A 17,867-nucleotide genomic window follows, 5' to 3' on the forward strand; every position below is an offset into this window, starting at 1 on the left:
TCCGTTCCGCCCGGCTGGGCTCCCTTATTCGATCACTTCGAGGCTTCCGTCCCGAAGCTCCGCAATCCACTTGGGCATGTACTCCACCGTCTTCTCCTTCACCACCGGCTTCAGGCCGGGGAACACCCGGGTGACCAGCGCCTTCTTGCTGTACTGCTGCAGCTTGGCATCCAGGCTCGCTCCGCCCTCCAGCACCGTCTGCTGCTTGGCCGTTCCCTTCGGATCCGGGATGATGAGCGAACGCTCGAAGTTGGAGACGATGCCTTTTTGAACGACGACCTTCATGTAGCCGATATTGTCATTCTTCACGTTGACCACCGGGTAGCCCTCCAGATACTGCCGGAAGACGATGGTCTGGGGCCCGAATACTTGGCGTGGCGCCACATTGGAGTAGAGGAATGTGCTGTTCCAGCCCCCGTGCTGGTTGATGAACTGGATGGTGGAGAGCAGGTTCACCTTGATCTCGTTCTTGCTGTCCACCGGCGCCGTGACCGGGTCTGAGAAGATCATCCAGCGCTGGTTGGTGCGGATCTGCAGCCCCCGAATACTGTCTGTGAAGATCTGGTTGCCGTCCCGGTCCGGCAGAGACCGGATCTGGCTCGGATCCACGAACAGGCTGCGCTTCAGCTGGTCCGCGGTGTACAGGGTATACGGCATCGTAATCTGGATGGCCGGCACCGGCTCATCGGGCAGGTAATAGTCTCCATCCACCGTATGGTACTTCGTCAGAGATTCCCCCAGCTTCAGCCGGACGTCCAAGTCCTTCACCGTCACATCCGCCTTCACCGCCTCGTACACCATGACATTCGTATCCGAGATAAAGAAGGCTTTGACGTCATCCTTGGTGCCCTTGTAGATCCAGATCCGCGTGATCAGTTCGTTCTCCGACGACGCCTCCTCCTTGGAGATGGTCATAAGACTCTGCAGCACGTTGAAGGGAATCCCTTCCTGGAACCGGACCTCGATGCCTTGGTAATTATCCCGGATATCGTCCCAATCGATGTTCGCGGCGAAGACGTTGGTCTTGCGCAAGCCGTCGAAGGTACGCTGCCGCAGGAAGTCGAAGATGTTGCGGTAGTGGTTCAGGAACGGCATGGGATAGAGGACCGTGTGCGTTTTTTTGCCGTAATGCAGGATGATCTGGTCGGGGAACACCACGTCCTTCAGCTCCGCCTGAGAGCCCGACAGCTGCTCCGTCTCCACATACTCCCCTGTCGATATAGGCTCGGGGCGGGGCGAGCTGTAGCCGAGCATATAGCTCTGGACCAGGCTTACCAACACCAATACGGTCAGTATGAAGCTCTTCGCCTTCTCCATTTATTCCTGCACCCCGCTCTCTCCCGCGTCCGCCGGCAGCGAAAACGTCACCTTGGTGCCCACATTGAATTCCGACTCCAGGCTGATGGCTCCACCGTGGGCCCGGACAATTTCCCGGGCAATCGATAGGCCCAGTCCGGTGCCTCCCATATTGCGTGAACGGGCTTTATCCACCCGGTAAAATCGTTCGAAGATCCGGTTCAGATCCTTCTTCGGTATCCCGATTCCGTTGTCCTCCACGAAGATGTCCACGAACGGGCTCTCTGTGGCGCGTCTGGCCCCCAGAGTGATCCGGCCCCCGTCGCCCGTGTACTTGATGGAGTTGGACACCAGGTTGTCCAGCACCTGATCGATCTGGTCCCGGTCCAGCCGCACGGAGCCTACCGACGCCTCCACCCGGAGCCGGATGTCGATGTTGCGCTGCCGGAGCTGGAAGGAGAACCGGTCGGCTACCTCCTCCAGCATCTCGGCGATGTCCGTCTGCGCCTTCTTCAGCTCCGCCTGCTTGGAGTCCAGACGGGAGAGATGCAGCAGGTCCGTCACCAGCCGGATCATCCGCTCCGATTCGTTGCGGGTGACGCCGACGAACCGCTGCGCCAGCTGCGGATCCTCCAGGGCGCCGTCCTCCAGCGCCTCCAGGTAGCTCTTGATGGTCGTCAACGGCGTGCGGAGCTCGTGGGACACGTTGGCGACGAATTCCCGCCGGGAACGCTCCAGCTTCTCCTGCTCCGTGACGTCCTGGAGCACAACGATGCTGCCGGAGATACCCTTCTCCCGGCGGTGGATCGAAGTGACGGACATCCGGACCTGCATGTCATCCTCTTCCTCCGGGTCGGGAATGGAGATGATCCTCTCCCGAACCCCCTCGTGCGCATCCAGCAGGGTCGGGTCCCGCTCAATGCCCAGCACGGCGAAGAGGTCCATGCCGATGGCGACCTCCTCCTCGATGCTGAGCATCATCTTGGCCCGGCGGTTGATGACGATGACCCGCCCCCACTCGTTGGTGGCGATCACGCCGTCGTTCATGTTGGTCAGGATGGAGGTCAGCTTCTCCTTCTCTTCCTCGTTGATGGCCAGCGCTTCCTTCAGCCGGGCCGTCATATTGTTGAAGGCATTGCTCAGCTGCCCGATCTCGTCCTGCCCGTATACCTTGACCCGGCGGTCGAACCGCCCTTCCGCCACGGAGGTGACCTGCTTCGTCATCTCCTTGATCGGCGAGGTGATCGTACTGGACAGGATAACCCCCAGCACACCCGTCATTGCCAGGGCGATGATGGTACCCGTCAGGAAGATCCGGTTGATCCGGGAGATGTTGGCGTAGATTTCTTCCATGGACTTCACGGAGTAGACCGCTCCGATGGGCTTGCCGTTCACCACCACGGGGCGGGCCAGCACCTTCTTCCGAAGGCCGTCCACGTCCGTAATGATGCGCTCCGTCTCCTTGTCCTTGATGTTCTGGAGAGCACGGCTGACCACTTGCTGCGTATTCTTCTGCCCGATGATGCCCGGCACCGGCTGGGACATGCTCAGGACGATCCCGTTGGCATCCAGAATCTGGACGTTGGAATTGTTGACCTTGAACCAGTCCTTCACGAAGTTGTCCAGGTCCTCCCGGGCCTTCTTCACTTCCTCGGGCTTGGCCTCCGGATCCACGTTCAGGAAGTTCTCGCTGACGAACTTGGCGAGCAGCTCGGTCTCCCGCTCCATCGTGACGGAGAAGGTATTGGTGAACGAGCTCTCCAGCGCATTGATGAAGTAGATCCCGATCAACTGCATGGCGAACAGAATCATCAGGAGGTAGATGATGATCAGCTTCAGCTGGATCGTCTTAAAAAACTGGATGCCCTTCACCACGCCTCCTCCTTCCCGTCTGCCTTCCGTCCGTTCTGCAGCCTCACCGGATCGCCGGGTTGCGCATCACATAGCCCAGCCCGCGCCGGGTCGTAATGTACTCCGGCTTGCTCGGGTCATCCTCCAGCTTCTCCCGAAGCCGGCGGATGGTGACGTCCACGGTCCGGACATCCCCATAATAATCGTAGCCCCACACGGCCTGCAGCAGATGCTCCCGCGTCATGACCTTGCCGCAGTTGCGGGCCATGTAATAGACCAGCTCGAACTCCCGGTGGGTCAGGTCCAGCCCCTCCCCGTCCTTGTAGACCACGAACATCTCCGGGTCGATCAAGAGCTTGTGCACCCGCAAGCCCTGGGGACTGGGTGGCTCCTGCGGCTGGGTCGGAGCGGTCACCTGCCTGCGCAGATGCGCCTTCACCCGAGCCAGCAGCTCTCTCGTGCTGAAGGGCTTCGTCACGTAATCGTCGGCGCCCATCTCCAGGCCCAGCACCTTGTCCACCTCAGAGTCCTTGGCCGTCAGCATGATGATGGGCGTGTTCTTCCGTGCCCGTACCTCCCGGCAGACGTCCATGCCGTCCTTGACCGGAAGCATCAGGTCCAGCAGGATCAAGTCATGGTCCTCCGACAGCGCCAGCTCCACCGCCTTGCCCCCGTCGTAGGCGCAGGATACCGTGTAGCCTTCCTTCTCGAGGTTGAACTTCAAGATATCCGCGATGGGCTGCTCGTCGTCGACCACCAATATTTTTGCATGCATCCGCTTGTCCTCCCGGTTGGTCCGTCCTTGAATCTTACCCCCTATTCTACCAAAAAAAAGACACGGCCGAAAACCCAAATGGTTCCTGCCGTGTCTGTTCTTATAACCGATGGCGGTCTAGCGGTTCAGATATTTCAGCGGGTTCTCCACGTCGCCGTTCTTGATGACCTCGAAGTGCAGATGCACGCCCGTAGAATCGCCGGTGCTGCCCATGATGCCGATCTTCTCGCCCTTCTCCACGATCTGGCCCACCTTGACGCTGGAGGAGCTCAGGTGCCCGTAGAGGGTCTTGTAGCCGTTCAGATGATTGACGATGATATGATTGCCGTAGTCGGACTTGTAACCTACATACTCAACCTTGCCGTTGTCCGAAGCCAGAATGGACTTGTTCCCCGTCAGATCGACGCCCTTGTGGAGCTTGCCCCACCGGTAGCCGAAGCCGCTGGATACGCTGGAGCCGATGACCGGCCATGCGAACTTGCCCGTTCCTTCGCCGAGAATGACCTTGGTGCCCTTGCGGGCCTTGGCCTTCACCGGCTGCTCGATGACTTCCTCGTTCAGCATCTCTTCTTCCATCCACTTGCCGTTGACCTTGGTGACGAGGAAGGTGACGTTCTTCAAGCCGTTCTTCCCAGGACTGATCGTCTGGATCACGCCGGCCCGAAGGGTATCGTCCTTCTCGTATTCGGTCTCATATTGGATCTCCTGGCGCTCGACGACCTTCTCCACCGTACGGACGGAGAGTGTCGGCTGGAGGACGGTCAGGTCCAGCACTTGGCCGGCCTTGATGGCGTCGTCCACAATCCAGGGGTTGTTCTCGTAGATGACCTGCCGCGAGATGTTGAATTTCTTGGCGATGCAGGAGACGCAGTCTCCCTTCTCCACCGTATACTTGGTCGGCTGTACGTCGCCGGTCTCCAGCTTCTTCAAGACATCCTCCGGACTCATCAGCTGATCCGGCTCGATGTCCTTATCCTTGACCTCCACCTGCTGGACGAAGTCTACCTTCTGCACCTCGGATTCTCCGGGGCTTAAGCTCTTCTCCGCCGACAGGATGCTGACCTTGCCTTTCTCTTCCTGCTGCTTGGCCGCCACCTTCTCGCCGCCGAACTTGGACTTGAGCTGGGCCAGCATCTGGTCCACCGTGTCCTTGTCCTTCATGACGCCAATGACTTTGCCGTCCACGACGAGCTCCACCCCAACCGCATGAGCGGTCAACAGGGTCTCCAGCTTGGAGACGGCCGCTTGGTCGTCGCTCTCGCCTTTGTAAGCCCTTTCACCCTTCAACACAATCTCATCGGTGTTCAGGACCATATGGACTTTTGGATTTTTTTCCTGTAGTTCCTTGTATTTGGCGATTTTGAACTCGTCAATGACTTGCGGGTTGCTCACGGTTCCGACGAGTTGGTCCTTCACATAGACATGATAGATATCATAGGTATGAGCTTCCACGTAATTCTGGTATCCCAAGCTTCCGGTATAGACGACGGCGGCCAACCCCATGGCTCCCAATATGTGAACCCGGTAGCGGTACAGCTTCGACAGCCGGCTTCTTGCGATAACGTTGGCGGCTTTGGCCCACCGTGCGGTTGATTCTTTCATACGAAGGTACAGGGCGGATGAGCGTTCCCGCACCCGACTCCACCAAGAACGGAGCTGATCTTGATTTCGCAAAGTGCCTACGAACGATTGCATCGCGCCAGTCAAGCGTAGTGATCGGATCTTGGCGGGCTTTCTCCAGGTCTTCACCCGGTCCAGCTTCTTTAAGAACCAATCTTTCATCTTGAAACCTGTCATGATTGACTCCTCTTCAGCCTTTTTTGACGAAAAACCGGTCATATCTGCCGTACTATGGGGCAGCTTCCAGCCTTTCTTACGAAACTACGAATAAATCAGCGAAAATGTGACAACATTAACCATGAATCAATCGATTATCTTTATCAATTTACCATAGTTTAGGTTGGCGTTTCAACCACATTTGTCACACACGCATGATTGCGTTTTCATTTCGTATAGAGGGAATAGGAGATTGGTAGGATGATGGAAGTTCAATTGGTCGCTTCGTTTCCGAACCGTGCCCTGATGCAGCAGGCAATCGACGAAATCCGCAGCCAAGGGGCCATCGACGTGCGCCTTCTGGAGGACTCCCCCTCGGAAGAAGGGTTGTTCAGCCCCCCCGGCGGAGGATCCCTCCCCTATGCCTTGAGCGTCTGGATGGAGCGCTCCCGCTACCGTCTCGCGGAAGACGCCATCCGCTGCCATCGCGGCTCTCTCTTGCCGGGTTCCGGCCCTTCACTCGTACTTGCCCAGAATCGTCATTAGCTCATCGAACTCCTCCTTCGTCATGTATTTCTTGACGATACTCTCCATCTGGGACAGCTCCTCTTGGGTAATGCCGTCCTCCATCAGCCGGGAGATGTTCTGCAGTTCTGCAGAGGGAAGCTTGCTGTATACCATGCTGAACAGCTTCATTTTGTCCTCGCCGGAAATCTTATCCTTGGTGTTCTGCAGGGCTTCGGTGCTTAAGACGGTCTTCTTCTCCGTCTTCTCCTGCGCATCGGACATGCCTGTGGAGGATTGGCTCCATGCGGGCAGTGCCTCCTGCTGCTTCCCGGCCGTTCCGGAATACCGGGGGTCCCCGCTGCCGTCGTTCGTCACTCCGGTCCCGGACCCGATGCTTCCACCCGCCGTGCCTGCAAGCGCATCGCCCGTCTTCAAATCCCCGCTTCCCATCCCCGGCTGTGTTCCGCCCGTTCCCGCTGCCTTCTTGTCCGCCCCGGCGCTTGCGGATCCACCCGTCTGATTCGGATGATCCTTGCCCGCTTGCGTCCCATTCCGGGCGGGATGTTCCATTATATTCAGACTGCTCACGAATTCTGCCAAAAAATCCGAAAATTCAATTTTCTGCAGCTCGCTCCCGAGCTGATATTGATCCAGCACCTTGCCCACCATCATCTGAACAGCGGTCCAGGTCGCATAGAGAGATACCATGGATATGATAAGAGCCGCCGCACACAGTTTGACCAACCACGTTACCCATTTCACGAATAAATCCCGCCTAACCGCTTGGTATTGTTCGTCCTCCCCCGGGAATGTCCTCGAGATCAGCACACGGACTCTACAGGTAGTATTGACCAAATTCCCCTGTTTTAGTGCCGGCGGGCGAAAAAAGCCAAGGGCTGGGAGCCGGGTCCAGCCCCAAAGCGGCTTAGGGTGGCGGACCCCCGCGGTTGGATTAAGGCTCCATGCCGCCTTATCTCGTACGCTCCCACCCCTGGCGCGGATTTGCGGCGACTGGCCGCCTTAAATGAGACGCGATGCCGGGCGGCGGACCCGCGCAGTGCAATTAAGGCTCCATGCCGCCTTATCTCGTGCGCCCCCACCCCTGGCGCGGATTTGCGGCGGCTGGCCGCCTTAAATGAGACGCGATGCCGGGCGGCGGACCCGCGCGGTGCAATTAAGGCTCCACGCCGCCTTATCCGTGCGCTCCCACCCCTGGCGCGGATTTGCGGCGACTGGCCGCCTTAATGGAACCACGTCCCCGCTCACAACAAAAAGCCCTCCGTCCACAATCAACGGAGGGCTTGCATCGTTCACGATCTTAGTAAATCGCCTTCACCAGGTTGGTCTGCTCGCGGTTGCGGCCAACGGAGAAGATGGCGATCGGGATGCCGGTCAGCTCGGACACGCGCTCCACATAGCGGCGGGTGTTAGCCGGCAGGTCCTCCAGCCGGCGGACATTGGTGATGTCCTCGCTCCAGCCCGGCAGCTCCTCGTACACGGCCTCGCACTCGGACAGCATCTTCAGGCTGGCCGGGTAGTGGGTGATGATCTCGCCGCGGTACTTGTAGCCGGTGCAGATCTTCACGGACTCCAGACCGGTCAATACGTCCAGCGAGTTCAGGGACAGACCGGTGATGCCGCTGACGCGGCGGGCATGGCGGACCACGACGCTATCGAACCAGCCGACGCGGCGCGGACGGCCGGTGGTGGTGCCGTATTCGTTGCCGGTTTCCCGGATGCGGTCGCCGATCTCATTGTTCAGCTCAGTAGGGAACGGACCGTCACCGACACGAGTGGTGTACGCCTTAGCCACACCGATAATCTGGCTGATCTTCGTCGGTCCGACGCCGGAGCCGATGCAGACGCCGCCTGCTGTCGGGTTCGAGGAGGTAACGAACGGATACGTGCCTTGGTCGATGTCCAGCATGACGCCCTGGGCGCCCTCGAAGAGGACACGCTTGCCCTCGTCAATGCTGTCGTTCAGCACGACGGAGGTGTCGGTAACGTAAGGCCGCAGAACCTCGGCATATTCTAAGTATTCCTTCAGGATGGAGTCGGCGGACAGGCCCTTGGCTCCGTATACCTGCTCGATAACCCGGTTCTTCTCCTCCACCAGGCGGCGGAGCTTGGTCTCGAACTCCTCGGCGTCCATCAGGTCGGCGACCCGGATGCCGTTGCGGGCAGCCTTGTCCATGTAGCAGGGGCCGATGCCCTTGCGGGTGGTGCCGATCTTGTTGGCGCCCTTGCGGTCCTCCTCCAGCCCGTCCAGCAGCAGATGATACGGCATGATGATATGAGCCCGGTCGCTGATGCGCAGGTTCTCGGTGGAGAAGCCGTTATCGTGGATGTATTGAATCTCCTCGATCAGCGCGGACGGGTTCAGAACCATGCCGTTGCCGATCACGCAGACTTTATCATTATAGAAAATTCCCGAGGGAATCAGATGCAGCTTGTATTTCTTATTATCAATCAAGATAGTATGCCCGGCATTGTTACCCCCTTGATAGCGGGCAACCACATCGGCGGATTCCGCCAAGAAGTCGGTGATCTTGCCTTTCCCTTCGTCTCCCCATTGCGTACCGACAACAACGACTGTCGACATGTACATAACCCCTTCCGGTGCGGAACTCCACACCGCATAATAGCTGCCCCTTCGGGCAGCAACTCTAGTGTAGCAGTCCGTTAAAGTAAAGTCAACGAAAACGAACGATCAAACAATGTATAGTTTGATCGTTCGGATATAAGCCACATATTTATCGGGCAGCCGCCGCTTCCTGATGGGTTCGGTCCAAACTGACGAATTTGTTGTACTGCTTCAGGAACGCCAGCTCCACCGTGCCCACAGGGCCGTTCCGCTGCTTGGCGATGATGATCTCGATGATGTTCTTCTTCTCGGTTTCCTTGTCGTAGTAGTCGTCCCGGTACAGGAACGCCACGATGTCGGCGTCCTGCTCGATGGAGCCCGATTCCCGAAGGTCGGACATCATCGGGCGCTTATCCTGCCGCTGCTCGACGCCCCGGCTTAACTGGGACAGCGCGATGACGGGAACGTTCAGCTCCCTGGCGATCTGCTTCAGGGTCCGGGAAATCTCGGAGACCTCCTGCTGGCGGTTGTCGCCCTTCCCGCGGCCCTGGATGAGCTGCAGGTAGTCGATCAGAATCATGCCGAGCCCCTTCTCCTTCTTGAGACGCCGGCACTTGGCCCGGATGTCGGCTACCGTAACCGAGGGGGAATCGTCAATGTAGATCTCCGCCTCCGATAAGGCCCCGATGGCCATCGTTAGCTTTTCCCAATCGTCGCCCTTCATATCCCCGTTCCGCATGCCCGTGGCCTCGATGTTGCCCTCGGCGCAGATCATCCGCTGCACCAGCTGGGCGGCGCCCATCTCCAAGGAGAAGATGGCCACGGTTTCCTTGGCGCGCACCCCGATGTTCTGCGCCACGTTCAGGGCGAAGGCCGTCTTGCCGACGGAGGGACGGGCCGCCACGATGATCAGGTCGGAGCGCTGGAAGCCCGACGTCATCTTGTCCAGATCGATGAACCCGGACGGAATGCCGGTGGAGGTGCCGCGAAGCTGCGACAGCTGCTCCACCTTCTCGAAGACCTCCATCAGGACGTCCTTGATGGCGTGGAAGCCGCTGCCTGTCCGCCGGTTCGAGATCTCCATGATGCGCGCCTCGGCGTCGCTCAAGAGCGCGCTGACCTGGTCCTCGCCGGAGTACCCGTCCGAGACGATGTTCGTCGCGGTCCGGATCAACCGGCGGAGCATGGATTTCTCCTCGACGATCTGGGCATAGTAGTCCGCGTTGGCCGCCGTCGGCACCGAGCTGGCCAGCTGAGCCAGGTAAGCGACGCCCCCGACCTCGTCGAGCTGCTTTTTGTCCTGCAGGCGGGAGGTTAACGTAACCAGGTCCACCGGCTCGTTGGCCTCGGCGATATCGATCATCGCTTCGAAGATATATTGGTGCGCCGTCCGATAGAAGTCCTCGCTGGTGACCCGCTCCATTGCCGCGATCAGCGCTTCCCCGTCCAGCAGTATCGCACCGAGCACCGCCATCTCCGCTTCCAGGTTCTGCGGCGGTATCCGGTCGAATGTCGTCATGTCCCCTTGCATGAGTTGTCCTCCTCTCTCCTCCCTCTCCCGCTCAGGAGGAGGTCTTCAACAGCCCGTCCGTGCTTGCGGCGGGATGGTCCGGTTAAGGACCTGCGTGAGCCCCGGAACGCAAAGTTCTCCATGCTGCAGGTAGCATCACGGAGAACCGGATTGGAATCGTATCGAGCCTAGCTTGTACCGCCGTTCTTACTTCTCTTCCACCACGTGCACCTTCAGGGTGGTCGTCACTTCGGTGTGCAGCTTGATCGGAATCGTGAACGATCCGACCATCTTGATGGGATCCTCCATCTGCATCTTGCGCTTGTCGATGGAGATCTTCTTCTGCTTCTCCAGCTCCTCCGCAATCTGCTTCGTCGTAATGGAGCCGAACAGCCGTCCGCCCTCGCCGCACTTATGCTTCATCTCCAGGGTGATCTCCTTAAGCCTCTCCCCCAGGTCCACGGCGTCCTGCTTCTCCTTCTCCTTGCGCTTCACCTCGGCCTGCTTCTGGACCTCCAGCGTCTTGATATTGCCCTGCGACGCCGGTGCCGCCACACCCTGCTTGAACAGGAAGTTCTGGGCATAGCCCTCCGACACTTCCTTGATCTCGCCCTTCTTGCCTTGTCCCTTCACGTCCTTCAGGAAAATAACCTTCATTCGAATAACCCCTCTTCCGCATCGATATCTTGCAGCACCTGCTTCAGCCGCTTGGCCGCCTCCGCCACCGTCGTGTTGTCCAGCTGGACCGCCGCGTTGGTCAAGTGACCGCCTCCGCCCAGACGCTCCATAACCACCTGCACGTTGATCTGGCCGTGGGAACGGGCGCTGATGCCGATTAATCCGTCCTGGCGCTCCGCAACGACGAAGGACGCCATAATATCCGTCATATTCACCAATGTATCAGCAACCTGAGCGATCAGCAACTGAGAATATTTGCGATTCGGCTCCGTCACCGCGATGGCGATGTGGTCGTAGATGATCTCGGCATGCTTGATCACCTCCGCCTTCTTCACATACGAGTCCAGATCCTCCTTCAGCAGCCGGTGGATGATGGCCGTATCCGCGCCGTTGCGCCTCAGGAAGGACGCCGCCTCGAAGGTCCGGGCCCCCGTCCGCATGGTGAAGTTCTTCGTATCCACGGCGATGCCCGCCAGGAGCACCGTGGCCTCCATCACATCCAGCGACACCCGGTCTTGAAAATATTGCAGGAGCTCCGTCACCAGCTCGCAGGTCGAGGACGCATACGGTTCCATGTAGATGAGAACCGCTTCGCTGATGAACTCCTCGCCCCGGCGATGGTGGTCCACCACCACAATCCGGTTCGTGCCCGCAAGAAGCCGGGGCTCCGGCGTCAGCGACGCCTTATGCGTATCCACCACGACCACCAAGGTCCTTGCGGTCTTCAGCGTCAGCGCATGGTCCGGCGTGATGAAGCACTTCTTATATTTCTCCTCCTCGATCAGGAGGTCCATCAGCTTCTGAATGGAGGGATTCAAGCCCTCCAGCACCACATAGCCTTCCTTGCCGGCCATCTGGACGGCCTTCCATACGCCGATCGCGGCGCCGATGGCGTCCATATCCGGAATCTTATGCCCCATGATGAGCACCCGGTCGCTCTCCTTGATCAGATCCCGGAGCGCATGGGAGATGACGCGGGCCCGGACACGGGTCCGCTTCTCCACCGCATTGGACCGCCCGCCGTAGAAGGACAGGCGCTGTCCCACCTTCACGGCCGCCTGATCGCCGCCGCGGCCCAGGGCGATATCCGCGCTGGTATTGGCCAGCTGTCCCAGCTCCACCAGACTGTCCGAGCCGGAGGCCACCCCGATGCTGAGCGTGAAGGGCACCTTCAGCTCCAGCGTGGAATCCCGGACATCGTCCAGAATATCGAATCGGGACTGCTCCAGCTTCTGGAGCGCCTTCTGATCCATCACCGCCAGATACCGGTCCGATGAAGTGCGCCGCATGTAGATCCCGTACTTCTGCGCCCATTCGTTGATCTGTCCCGTCACCTTGGCCAGGGTCATGGTGCGGAACTGATCGTCCATGCCCTGGGTCGCCTCGTCCAGATTATCGAGGATCACCAAGCCCATGGCCGGCTTGCTCTCCTGGAACTTCTGAGCCAGCTCCGTCTGGGCCGTAATATCGTGAATGTAGAGCAGACGCTCCTCCGGCTTCACCGTCACGGAGTAGATCGCTTGCTCCAGCCGGAGTTCGATCTTGGTGTCCTTCTCCTTCTTGTTCTTCAGCTGGGGGAAAACCTCCGCCATCGGCTGCCCGATGACCGACTCCTTGCCCAGCATCGTCCCCACGAACGGGTTGTGCCACTCGATGACCTTCTCCTCGCTGTAGAGCACGATCCCGATGGGCAGCTCGTGGATCACTTCATGACTGGCCCGCTTGACCCGGTGCGATAACGTGGCCACATAATCGAAGAGATCCTTCTCGAAGGCCTTCTCGGCCAGGAGGGTGTAATAGACCAGGAGACCCAGGGGGATTAACGCCCCAATGCCCAAGAGCCAATGGGTGAAGAACAGTCCTGCGACCAGTCCGGACAAATAAACAAAGGTCCACAGCGTATGGCGTCCATGCCAACGTTTCAATAAATCCTTCGGCACCGCAGAACCCTCCTTCCTTCAGTCCGTCACCCGGTGATGCGCTTGCGAATCGGAAGCAATACGTCCAGCACGCCCAAGAGGCAGTAGAAGTACATCAGGAACGGCAGCACCACCGCCAGCACGATGGCCACCACAGGGAGCGCCACACTCCACTTCTTGGCGTGGGCCACGAAGAACAGGAAGCCGATGGCCTGGATGGCGAAGGCCGCCGTCAGAATCGGAAGCAGGTTCCACACCACCATGGAGAGAAACGAGTTGGATTCGATGCTGATGAACAGATCGAAGATCGTTACGATGATCAGATAGAAGGCCATGGACTTCGGCAGCCTCCACTCCCGCATAGGCGGAAGCCCCGGCACCTGCATGCCGTTGCGGCGGAGCACCCAGCGCCCGATCCCATGGGCGATCACCGTGTAGAACAGCGAAGCCGCGATCAGGAGCAGCGGGATGATCTGCATGAAGTAATGAATGGCCAGATCCAGCGCCGCCTCATTCACGGAATTCCGCAGAACGTCAGGCAGACTGTCCACACTGTCGCGGATGAAGTCCTTCACCTGGTCCATGGGGCGGTAGCCTGCCGCATAGCTGACCAGTAGGCCTAAGAGGAACTCCGCCAGCAGCGTTCCCGCTCCGGCTACGATGCTGACCCGGGCCGGGGCTTGCTTCTTGTACATCCGGCCCATCATGATAGCCGGCGCCAGGAAGAATAAGGACATGATGGCCAAGACCAGTCCGGAATATCCGGTGATCGCGCACACGCCCGCCAAGCTGATCGCGTAGAACAGGATGAAGCGCTTCAGATCGAGCCGGGCGTACAGAACCACGGCGGGTACCATAATGAAATTAAGCGATATAATGACCAGCGGCGTTATAAAAGACAACAGCATCAACAGATTGATGATGCACCAGACCAAAGCGAAGGAACGACCTTTGGACAATCGGATTCACCTCGTACACGAAGAAGTCGAAAGCGGCATTACCCTTGATTATAGCACAAAAGGAGCCGGGATGCGGAAAGCATCCCTGTTTATGCCTCCGGCTCCCCCAGCGGCTTCTGCCGCTCCTACAGGCTCGCCGGTTCCGGCAGCTCTTCGAACGGATCGCCCTTACGGACCGTCCCCTTCTTCACCACCCGGGCGTAGACACCGAAGAGGCCCTTACAGCGTTCGTTCACCAGCTTCAGTAACGAGGGGTCCTTCTCCAGCGTCTCCGGATGAATCGTAATCATGGAGCAGCGCTCGCAGCCCTTGATCACCTCAAGCTCCGCCTCCCCCAGCCGGAAGTGCCGCCCGGTCCAGGACAGCTCCGCGAAGGCCGGCTCTTCTGTCCGGACGATTACATTGGGCCGGAACCGGCGCCACAAGTCCCTCTCCGGCTTCCACAAGCGGCCAAGCTCGGCCAGTGACGCTTCCGTCACCAGCAGCACCGGCGCATCATCGACCCCCGTCAGGGGATCCTCCGCTCCGTAGACCATCCAGGCAAGCGGCTCTCCCGCCTTCATCTGCAGCTCCCCGGCCAGCTCGTCCGCAGCCCAATCATAGACGGTATTGTCCGGCGTGCGGATCTTGATGGAGCCCTCGTCCGACCCTCCGCTGTTCTCCGTCCATTCCGCGGCATAATGCAGCAGCCCGGGCTGCTCCCGGGCGGTTAGCTGCTTGTCCGACCGCTCCTTCAGGAGGAGCCGCACCCGGTCTCCCCGAAGTCCGGATTCCTCGACCCGGCATTGCTCCAGCGGCTCCCCGCCCATCGATTTCACCGGGTACCTCCGCAGCAGGGTCACTTGCCCCGCCACCCGTCCCGGACTGCTGCTATAGCTTTCCTCCAACATGGTTCCTCTCTCCCTCTGCCAGCCCTACACGACAAAACCCCCGGTTTCCACCAGGGGCAGTCTTTTCAACTTGCTCTATTATACCAGTTCCCGCAGATGCTTCGCAAAAGCGTGCAGCAGCTCCCGGGAGCCGTACTGCCGGCTGAAATCCTCTATGCCCAGATAGCCGTCATAACCGACGGCCTTCAGATCCTCCAGGAACGACCGGTAATCCACCACACCTTCCGACAGGGGGAACCAGTCCGAGCTCCAGGACACGGAGCCGTCTCCTCTACCCTGCTTGACCCAGCCCGTGTTCTTGATGTGGACGTGGGCCAAATACGGCCCCAGCAGCTCCAGCCCCATCCGGAAATTCTCGAAGCCCTCATGCACCATGTTGCCGGGGTCGAACAGCACTCCGATGTGCTCCGGATCGCAGTGGCTGACCAGCCGGTAGGCGGCGCTGGCGCTGGGGGCGATGGTGTGGTGATGGGTCTCCACCAGGCCTTTCACCCCGTACTTCCGGGCCATCGGCTCCACCGCACGCAGATAAGCCACCGCTTTCTCGTACAAGACCGGGTAGGGTACGGTCTTGTTATAGCCGGGGACGCCCACGCGGATCATGCGTGCGCCGACTTTTTGCGCAGCGCGGAACACCTGCTCCGTCGCTTCCATCTCGTCTACATTCAGATAAGGGGTCACCGTCAGCAGCTCCAGCCCGTGCTCTGCCGTAATACGACGGAAGCGCTCCAGCTCCTCGTCCGTTGACCGGGGATCGATGGAGCAGCGGTTGTTCCTCCAGAAGGAGGGAACCTCAGTCTTCGCATCCTCCGGCACCTCCTTGTAGCGCCACTCGATGCCGTCCAGTCCTGCAGCTTGAGCTTCCGCCACCAGCTCCTCAGGAGTCAGATCGGGGGTAACCACGGTAAACACGGATAATTTCATAAGGATGAGCCCCTTTCATCATTGAAACGTTTCAAACCATATCATACTTCAACTTACTCCCATTGGACAGCTCTATTCCTCCATCCCGCCCAATTCCCGAAAAAAGCTCTTGACACCTGATTTACCCAAGTGGTAATATTTCCTTCCGTTCCCAAATTCCAATGGCGCCGATGCTGCGGCCGCCTGTACTTGGGACGATGCTTCATGCCCTTATGCTTACGCTATTGCCGCCGGATTCTCCGGGGGAACAGCCTCTAAGCTGATGCTTTCGAAAGCCGGTCCACGCGACCCGCCCAGCAACCGATGTTGATGTTACCGAGCCGATCTCCCCGGCTTAGGCTCAACCGCTCTGTTGATGACATTCGAAGCCAGCTGGAAGTGCTGGCACCCTTACACTTCTCTTATAGGAGGATCCACCCGTGATAACCGTAGAAGGCTTAAGCAAGTCGTTCCGCGTCCCCAAACGGACTTCCGGCCTGAAGCAAGCGATGAAAGCGCTTGTAGCCCGAGAGCATACGGATATCCATGCTCTTAGCGACATCTCCTTCTCCATCGCTCCCGGCGAGATCGTCGGGTACATCGGCCCGAACGGCGCCGGCAAGTCCACCACCATTAAGATCATGAGCGGCATCCTGGTCCCCGATCGGGGCACCTGTTCCATTCTAGGCTACACCCCCTGGAAGGACCGTGTCCCCTACGTCAAGCGGATCGGCGTCGTCTTCGGCCAGCGCTCCCAGCTCTGGTGGGACGTCCCCGTCCTGGACTCCTTCGAGCTGCTCCGTGAAATTTACCGCATCCCCGCGAAGGATTACCACTCCAACCTATCCATGCTTACCGAAACGCTGGATCTCGCCTCCCTGCTGTCCACCCCCGTCCGCCAGCTCAGCCTGGGCCAACGGATGCGCTGCGAGATCGCCGCCTCCCTCCTGCACAGTCCCGACCTGCTCTTCCTGGACGAACCCACCATTGGCCTGGATGCCGTATCGAAGATCGCTGTCCGGCAATTCATCCGCACCATCAACCGGGAGAAGGGCGTCACCGTCATCCTGACCACCCATGATATGAACGATATCGAAGCCCTGGCCCACCGGCTCCTCCTGATCGGCAAGGGACGGCTGCTGTATGACGGCAGCCTGACGGATCTCCGAACCCGGTTCGGCAGTGCCAAGGTGGTGACGGTCGATTACCGGGAGCACCCCAGCCCTTTGCAGATCGAGGGGACCTCTCTGCTCTCCTGGTCTCCGGAGCGGGCCGTCCTGGGCGTGAACACGGACCATACCCCTATCGCCCAGCTGATGACCCGGCTCACCGAGCAGGTGGAGGTGTTGGACCTCTCCGTGGAGACCGAGCCCATCGAGGACATCATCGTCCGGCTGTACAAGGAGTTCCAGATATGAGAGCCTACCGAGCCGTCTTCAAGCTTCGGATGCTGCTGGGGCTGCAATATCGGGTTGCGGCCTTGGCCGGAGTGGCCACCCAATTTTTCTGGGGCATGATGATGATCATGATCTATGAGGCCTTTTACAGCCATACGACGGGTACGCCCCCCATCTCCCTGAACGATCTGATCACCTATCTGTGGCTCCAGCAGTCCTTCCTCGCCTTCATCATGCTGTGGTACCGGGACATGGAGATCTTCAACCTGATCACGAGCGGCAATATTGCCTATGAACTGTGCCGTCCCTGCGGTCTGTACGGCTTCTGGTACGCCAAGCTGATCGCCCAGCGGCTCTCCGGCGCCCTACTGCGCTGTTCGCCCATCCTGGTCGTGGCCTTCCTGCTGCCGGAGCCCTACGGCTTGGACCTGCCGCCTTCCTGGGCCTCTGCGCTCCTCTTCTTGGTGACGCTGAGCTTGGGGCTCATGGTGCTGACCGCCATATCCATGTTCATCTATATCTCCGTCTTCTACACCATGTCGCCCGTAGGCTCCACGCTCCTGATCGGCGTCTTGGGAGAGTTCTGCGCCGGACTGGTCATTCCAGTCCCCCTTATGCCCGGCTGGCTGCAGCAGATCGTGTCGGCTCTGCCCTTCCGCTACGCGTCGGACCTCCCCTTCCGGGTGTACTCCGGCCATATTCCCGTACCGGAGGCACTGTGGGGCGTCCTGATCCAGCTCGCCTGGCTGGCTCTCTTGGTCGGGACGGGCAGCATCTGGCTCCGGCGTTCCCTGCGCCGAGTTGTGATTCAAGGAGGTTGAT

The 17,867-nt window shown here is 59.4% G+C and carries 15 protein-coding genes; 3 read left to right on the forward strand and 12 right to left on the reverse strand.

Annotated elements, in window-relative coordinates; translation table 11 throughout:
- Positions 1-24: 24 nt before the first annotated feature.
- The 4 genes from ACSEXW_RS05765 to ACSEXW_RS05780 all read right to left on the reverse strand — a co-directional run bounded on the left by ACSEXW_RS05765 (position 25) and on the right by ACSEXW_RS05780 (position 5,719).
- Positions 25-1,317, reverse strand: coding sequence for a YycH family regulatory protein (locus ACSEXW_RS05765; protein WP_438445153.1), 1,293 nt, complete (start codon positions 1,315-1,317; stop codon positions 25-27).
- Positions 1,318-3,171, reverse strand: a complete 1,854-nt coding sequence (gene walK, locus ACSEXW_RS05770; RefSeq protein ID WP_438445154.1) for a cell wall metabolism sensor histidine kinase WalK — start codon at positions 3,169-3,171, stop codon at positions 1,318-1,320.
- A 40-nt stretch (positions 3,172-3,211) separates the two neighbouring features.
- A complete protein-coding gene (gene yycF, locus ACSEXW_RS05775; protein WP_438445155.1) occupies positions 3,212-3,922 on the reverse strand; it encodes a response regulator YycF in 711 nt (236 codons plus the stop codon).
- Between the two features lie 117 nt (positions 3,923-4,039).
- On the reverse strand, positions 4,040-5,719 hold the full coding sequence (locus ACSEXW_RS05780) for a peptidoglycan DD-metalloendopeptidase family protein (RefSeq protein ID WP_438445156.1): 1,680 nt from the start codon (positions 5,717-5,719) through the stop codon (positions 4,040-4,042).
- Positions 5,720-5,959: 240 nt separating this feature from the next.
- Between ACSEXW_RS05780 and ACSEXW_RS05785 the strand changes: the two genes are divergently transcribed.
- On the forward strand, positions 5,960-6,244 hold the full coding sequence (locus ACSEXW_RS05785; RefSeq protein WP_438445157.1) for a hypothetical protein: 285 nt from the start codon (positions 5,960-5,962) through the stop codon (positions 6,242-6,244).
- Here the strand turns inward: ACSEXW_RS05785 and ACSEXW_RS05790 are convergent.
- The 8 genes from ACSEXW_RS05790 to ACSEXW_RS05825 form a co-directional block, all read right to left on the reverse strand.
- Complete coding sequence (locus ACSEXW_RS05790; protein ID WP_438445158.1) at positions 6,215-6,967, reverse strand: hypothetical protein; 753 nt, start codon at positions 6,965-6,967, stop codon at positions 6,215-6,217. The two genes, ACSEXW_RS05785 and ACSEXW_RS05790, sit on opposite strands and share 30 nt — an antisense overlap.
- Before the next feature lie 556 nt (positions 6,968-7,523).
- Positions 7,524-8,807, reverse strand: coding sequence for an adenylosuccinate synthase (locus tag ACSEXW_RS05795; protein ID WP_438445159.1), 1,284 nt, complete (start codon positions 8,805-8,807; stop codon positions 7,524-7,526).
- A 151-nt stretch (positions 8,808-8,958) separates the two neighbouring features.
- Positions 8,959-10,320, reverse strand: coding sequence for a replicative DNA helicase (dnaB, locus tag ACSEXW_RS05800; RefSeq protein WP_438445160.1), 1,362 nt, complete (start codon positions 10,318-10,320; stop codon positions 8,959-8,961).
- A gap of 186 nt (positions 10,321-10,506) precedes the next feature.
- Positions 10,507-10,956 (reverse strand): 50S ribosomal protein L9, encoded by a 450-nt coding sequence (rplI, locus tag ACSEXW_RS05805; protein WP_438445161.1) that lies wholly within the window; start codon positions 10,954-10,956, stop codon positions 10,507-10,509.
- Complete coding sequence (locus ACSEXW_RS05810; protein WP_438445162.1) at positions 10,953-12,917, reverse strand: DHH family phosphoesterase; 1,965 nt, start codon at positions 12,915-12,917, stop codon at positions 10,953-10,955. Before ACSEXW_RS05810 ends, rplI begins: the two co-directional genes overlap by 4 nt.
- A 26-nt stretch (positions 12,918-12,943) precedes the next feature.
- Positions 12,944-13,855 (reverse strand): DUF2232 domain-containing protein, encoded by a 912-nt coding sequence (locus ACSEXW_RS05815; RefSeq protein WP_438445163.1) that lies wholly within the window; start codon positions 13,853-13,855, stop codon positions 12,944-12,946.
- 125 nt (positions 13,856-13,980) lie between these two features.
- Positions 13,981-14,745, reverse strand: coding sequence for an MOSC domain-containing protein (locus ACSEXW_RS05820; RefSeq protein WP_438445164.1), 765 nt, complete (start codon positions 14,743-14,745; stop codon positions 13,981-13,983).
- Positions 14,746-14,823: 78 nt separating this feature from the next.
- The gene (locus ACSEXW_RS05825) at positions 14,824-15,669 is read right to left on the reverse strand and encodes a sugar phosphate isomerase/epimerase family protein (protein ID WP_438445165.1); all 846 of its coding nucleotides are present in this window, start codon (positions 15,667-15,669) and stop codon (positions 14,824-14,826) included.
- Between the two features lie 419 nt (positions 15,670-16,088).
- On the opposite strand from ACSEXW_RS05825, the gene ACSEXW_RS05830 reads away from it, so the two are divergent.
- The gene (locus tag ACSEXW_RS05830) at positions 16,089-17,066 is read left to right on the forward strand and encodes an ABC transporter ATP-binding protein (RefSeq protein WP_438445166.1); all 978 of its coding nucleotides are present in this window, start codon (positions 16,089-16,091) and stop codon (positions 17,064-17,066) included.
- Positions 17,063-17,866, forward strand: coding sequence for an ABC transporter permease (locus ACSEXW_RS05835; RefSeq protein ID WP_438445167.1), 804 nt, complete (start codon positions 17,063-17,065; stop codon positions 17,864-17,866). The genes ACSEXW_RS05830 and ACSEXW_RS05835 overlap by 4 nt, the downstream gene beginning before the upstream one ends.
- Position 17,867: the final 1 nt, after the last annotated feature.

Source organism: Oryzibacillus soli, from assembly GCF_051594765.1.
Classification (GTDB): Bacteria; Bacillota; Bacilli; order Paenibacillales; family NBRC-103111; genus Paenibacillus_AR.

Bases quoted from the DNA above. Each gene is read 5' to 3' on its own strand.
- dnaB (WP_438445160.1), bottom strand. From the start codon at position 10,320: ATGCAAGGGGACATGACGACATTCGACCGGATACCGCCGCAGAACCTG.
- ACSEXW_RS05795 (WP_438445159.1), bottom strand. From the start codon at position 8,807: ATGTCGACAGTCGTTGTTGTCGGTACGCAATGGGGAGACGAAGGGAAA.
- rplI (WP_438445161.1), bottom strand. From the start codon at position 10,956: ATGAAGGTTATTTTCCTGAAGGACGTGAAGGGACAAGGCAAGAAGGGC.
- ACSEXW_RS05820 (WP_438445164.1), bottom strand. From the start codon at position 14,745: ATGTTGGAGGAAAGCTATAGCAGCAGTCCGGGACGGGTGGCGGGGCAA.
- ACSEXW_RS05825 (WP_438445165.1), bottom strand. From the start codon at position 15,669: ATGAAATTATCCGTGTTTACCGTGGTTACCCCCGATCTGACTCCTGAG.
- ACSEXW_RS05785 (WP_438445157.1), top strand. From the start codon at position 5,960: ATGATGGAAGTTCAATTGGTCGCTTCGTTTCCGAACCGTGCCCTGATG.
- ACSEXW_RS05780 (WP_438445156.1), bottom strand. From the start codon at position 5,719: ATGACAGGTTTCAAGATGAAAGATTGGTTCTTAAAGAAGCTGGACCGG.
- ACSEXW_RS05765 (WP_438445153.1), bottom strand. From the start codon at position 1,317: ATGGAGAAGGCGAAGAGCTTCATACTGACCGTATTGGTGTTGGTAAGC.
- yycF (WP_438445155.1), bottom strand. From the start codon at position 3,922: ATGCATGCAAAAATATTGGTGGTCGACGACGAGCAGCCCATCGCGGAT.
- ACSEXW_RS05835 (WP_438445167.1), top strand. From the start codon at position 17,063: ATGAGAGCCTACCGAGCCGTCTTCAAGCTTCGGATGCTGCTGGGGCTG.